Origin of the sequence: Flavobacterium aquicola (assembly GCF_003385115.1) — a bacterium.
Taxonomy (GTDB): Bacteria; Bacteroidota; Bacteroidia; order Flavobacteriales; family Flavobacteriaceae; genus Flavobacterium; species Flavobacterium aquicola.
On the sequence record NZ_QUNI01000042.1, the window covers coordinates 1 to 2152 of the forward strand.

2 protein-coding genes are annotated in these 2152 nt (G+C 30.2%); both read right to left on the minus strand.

Translation table 11 applies throughout. The features are described from left to right. Positions 1–198: 198 nt before the first annotated feature. The gene (locus C8P67_RS21890) at positions 199–1278 is read right to left on the minus strand and encodes a hypothetical protein (protein ID WP_115815321.1); all 1080 of its coding nucleotides are present in this window, start codon (positions 1276–1278) and stop codon (positions 199–201) included. Between the two features lie 178 nt (positions 1279–1456). Then, positions 1457–2035, minus strand: coding sequence for a hypothetical protein (locus C8P67_RS21895; protein ID WP_115815322.1), 579 nt, complete (start codon positions 2033–2035; stop codon positions 1457–1459). Between the last annotated feature and the right edge of the window lie 117 nt (positions 2036–2152).

Below are 2152 nucleotides of genomic sequence, written 5' to 3' on the forward strand. Positions count from 1 at the left end.
TAAAAATAAAATACAAGCATAAAAAAGTTTTCTCATAATTGATTTCGGTTTTTCAAGCTGACCGCCAACGTTCTGGCACTACAGCGGGTTTGGGACTAAATTAAGCCCATTCTTCGGATTTGCCAAATCATCCAAATACAAAACCATCTTTCCATTAAGCCTAATGCCCAAATCCGTTGTAGTGGCTGTTAGCAGGCGTTAATTTATGAATTCTTGTGCATAAAGCCTGATTCGATCGCTTTTTTCAAAAATTTGATTTTCCTCATAAATTTCTTCAATTTTGTCCAAATCTATCCATCTTGAACCAATCATATTACTATTAAATAATTCTTCGAAAATATGACTCTTAAATGCTTCTTCTTTGATTAACTTTTTTTCTATTTTCTCATCTTTTTCTAGCATTTTCATTGCAGTACAAACAGGTAAATGAAAACCACTTGACATTAATTTGCTATCATTTTCTTGAATTTTATCAGTTGGTCTTAAAAATCCAGAGCAATAAGGAAATCTATATTTATTTGAAGTTTTTGTGCCTGCTGATGAATGACACAATTTGTTTTTACACAATATATTCTCTAACTTTTCAAGTTGTGGTACTAAATTTTTGGTTTGAGATTTGTAAATCACATTATTTTCCCAAGTTTTGTACTGCAAAAACACCAATCTAACTTTTTTATTTACTAAGTCGTATTGTTCATAGATTAAATCTGCTCCAGTGATATGTTCATCGCTATCAGGATGTAAAAACCTTATTCTTAAAATATCATTGTTTTTCAGCTTGAAATCTGTGAAAAAATCATCTTCAAAATGTGTTTCTGCATATGTACTTCTGTCAATTTTGCTAAAATCTCTATTTAGGATTCTATTTTCGGTCATTCGTACAGGTTCCATCTTTTGTCTCGCAACAAGATGTTCCATTAATTTCTTTTTAATAATTCGTTTGGTTGGGTCTAATTCATTTCTTTTCTTTAATTTTTCTATTTCAATGTCAATTAATTCAAATGCAGTAACTGTTTTATTAGTTTCTTTTGATTGAATTTCGGCTAGTTCGTTAAAATATTGACTTAATTCGCTTTCATTTTTGCGACTTAATAATTCAGTAAAATCTTTGTATAAATCTGGTGCGATTTCATTTAATAAACCGATAGAATTTTCATATGTTGGCGGTTGACTTCTTTTGACCGCAATTTCTAATAAATCACGGTTTGCAACCATAACTTGAAATGCAATATTTCTTCTTTCTTCTTCGGCTATATTTTTATTACTGAAAAATGTCATAATTATTTATTGGTTTCTGTGTTAATGCCTGCTAACGTTCTGGCACTACAGCGGGTTTGGGATTAAATTAAGACCATTTTTCGGATTTGCCAAATCATCCAAATACAAAACCATTTTTCCATTAAGTTCAATGCCCAAATCCGTTGTAGTGGCTGTTAGTGGCTGGCTTTTATGTTTTCTATTTAAATTCGATTATTGTGTCTTGAATAATAATTTCGTTTTCGATATCTTTTTCATTTAATATTTCGGAAGTTATTTTGCCTTCAACTTTTATTTTTAAACTGTTTTTGTCAAAATTTATCAATTTGAATTTACCTTTTGTTCCGTATAACTTTCTAATTCCTATCCAAGCTCCGTTTTGTAAGCAGTATGTTTCAAAATAATCATCATTTTGAAAAAAATAATATTTTCCAATTTTTAATGAATCAGTTTTAAGTATAAAAAAGAGACGTGTAGTTAAGCCTGCGTCTAAAGCTCCTTTTACGCTTTCATGATAATGTCCAATTTCAAATATTGTTTTACTCCCTTTTGAAATTTCTTTATACTTTGAAAAAAAACCTTCCATTTGAGTCAATTCTGAATTTTGATGGATTTCTGCACTGAACTGGTCAAATGATTTGTCACTTTTCGTTTTTGATATATCATTACAAGAAGTAAAAAATGGTTTAATTGCCAAAAATAATAGCACAAACAGTATAGCCATTATAGTGTTACTGTTTTTGGGGTTGTTTAGTTTCATTTTTCGTGCTATTTTCATGATTTTGCTGTAAGCTTGCCACTAACGTCTTGGTACTACAGCGGGTTTGGGACTAAATTAAGCCCATTCTTCGGATTTGCCAAATCATTCAAATACAAAACCATTTTTCCATTAAAC

Bases quoted from the DNA above. Each gene is read 5' to 3' on its own strand.
- C8P67_RS21890 (WP_115815321.1), bottom strand. From the start codon at position 1,278: ATGACATTTTTCAGTAATAAAAATATAGCCGAAGAAGAAAGAAGAAAT.
- C8P67_RS21895 (WP_115815322.1), bottom strand. From the start codon at position 2,035: ATGAAAATAGCACGAAAAATGAAACTAAACAACCCCAAAAACAGTAAC.